General features: G+C 36.5%; 2 protein-coding genes. One reads left to right on the top strand and one right to left on the bottom strand.

The window, feature by feature from the left end; genetic code table 11:
• Positions 1-354: 354 nt before the first annotated feature.
• Positions 355-912: a DUF3967 domain-containing protein gene (locus tag EP737_RS24825; RefSeq protein WP_129732049.1), complete on the top strand. Its 558-nt coding sequence runs from the start codon at positions 355-357 to the stop codon at positions 910-912.
• A 330-nt stretch (positions 913-1,242) separates the two neighbouring features.
• On the opposite strand, the gene EP737_RS24820 is transcribed toward EP737_RS24825, so the two are convergent.
• A complete protein-coding gene (locus EP737_RS24820; RefSeq protein ID WP_129732047.1) occupies positions 1,243-1,458 on the bottom strand; it encodes a hypothetical protein in 216 nt (71 codons plus the stop codon).
• Positions 1,459-1,956: the final 498 nt, after the last annotated feature.

Here is a 1,956-nt window from a genome sequence, read left to right as displayed (position 1 = left end):
CCGTTTTGACAATCCAAGAGGGTCTGGGCATAGTGAACGTGTCAACTCCTTATCCTCCCGTTCCCTTCCGGGTCCGGTCCGGTACCGTTGACACGAGCATGATCTAGTGTCCTTACAAAAAAACGCCTCAGAATGGATTCTGAGGCGTTTTTTTATGATTACTAGGTTCTAATCATAGCCTATTACTGGCGCCTTAAAATGGCGATTATACGCCAGTATATGCTGTGATATTCCTACTTAAGAACTTGTTACGGAATTTCCATAACTTCCATAACAAGTTATACATGTTCTTAATTGTTATGGCAGGAGTTCCAAAGCTTGGAACGAATGTAACAACAGTAGGAGGTGAAAGAGATGTTACGCTTGGTTGGAAATGAGCCAAAATATTCAAGCGATGAAGTCGCAAGAATGTTAAACATTACACCAACGACATTACGGAAATATAATCTTCACTTCTCAAAGGCAGGCATTCGCTTTAGAAAAGAAAATGGACTACTTGCTTATACAAAATCAGATGTAGAGATGCTGAAAACATTCATGTCATTGCATGCTTCTGGAGGAAAAACCATTCAACAATGTGTTATGGAAGTTCTGGAACTTACGGAACACGTTATAAATGTTCCCGAACCTGTTACATCCGTTCCAAATAAGGAACTTCAGAAGGAATTGGTTATTTCAAATAGGTTGGAACAATTGGAACAACAGTTAAACCAACATAAAGAGCAACAGGGACAGCAAGAACAGCAATATATAGAACAAATCGAGGCTCTGAAAAGGTACATTGATACAAAATTAGAAGAACAAGAACGCAGGCTTGACGAGCGTGATCGCCAGCTCATGGAAGTCGTTAGAGACATACAAGAGGTAAAAGCTGCACAACAAAAAAAATGGTGGCACTTTTGGAAAACATGAAGAAAAAACCGTGCTTATGGTAAGCGCGGTTTTTTCTAAATAAAGGGAGAAAATCTAATAGTTCGCTCTTTCTACTATCTGTCATTTCCAAATTTTTATGCAAGATTTTATACAATTTCAAAGCGGGAAATAAAATGGCAAGGTGGCTGCAAACCTTGCCATTTCTGCATTGTATAAAATCTTGCATAACGTGAAATTTCATATATCGGACAGAATGTTGCTATCATGGGGATTCTGTGGATCAAGAACTTCCGATAATGAGGAGTTATGTTAACTTCACATGTATACAGTATACAAGGAGGACATAACCATGTTGGATATGTCCTCTTACTACGTTGTTTCTTCACTATTAGACGAAGAGACGTCTGTTTTCTCCGATTTTGGAACAGCAAGCAACAACAAAACAAATAGCATAAAACCCCAGGTAACCAAAATCACCCAATCCCCTAATTTTATTCCAAAGTAGTGCCGTAAAGGCACTACTAACAGAACAGGAATGCTAAGTAGTATACTGAAAATCCATAATGCTATTCGTACTAATTTCATTTGCAACACAGTCTCCCTATTAGAAGTTATAGTCTCCTTAGTTTACGTCAGAACAACATGCTTATACCTGCCCTCAAAGTATCAAGTACATTGTTAGTCCCTTCTTCGCCAATCATATGTATTTACTTCCGTTTTCACCGATTATGTGAACACGAATACTCTCCAGATCGCTTAGCTGGAGAGTATTTTTTGTCTATTTAGTTTTTTACTCCCCTTACATAGTAAATTTATAAAATGCAAATAATTTCCGCTTTTGCGAATTATGTAAAATCATAAGAAATTGTCTGTCATCTTATAAGAAGTTTTGTCATATGTATTCCAATCATATAGGATTTTTCACATAATATTACTTGTACATAAAGAAACCTATTACAATGTACAATGGATGATCAGGGGAATTATTTATTATGTTGTTTACGGATATTGAGGATTTAGAAAAAAAGATTAAACAGTTTAAAGTAATATTACATCAAACAGTTAAAGAAACAGGCTTAAATA

It is taken from the genome of Ectobacillus funiculus (genome assembly GCF_004138295.1).
GTDB classification, from domain to species: domain Bacteria; phylum Bacillota; class Bacilli; order Bacillales; family Bacillaceae_G; genus Ectobacillus; species Ectobacillus funiculus.
This window is presented reverse-complemented; position numbering and strand designations above follow the sequence as displayed.

What these genes read in the sequence shown, in the direction of transcription:
- EP737_RS24825 (WP_129732049.1), top strand. Translation starts at nt 355, where the DNA reads ATGTTACGCTTGGTTGGAAATGAGCCAAAATATTCAAGCGATGAAGTC.
- EP737_RS24820 (WP_129732047.1), bottom strand. Translation starts at nt 1,458, where the DNA reads ATGAAATTAGTACGAATAGCATTATGGATTTTCAGTATACTACTTAGC.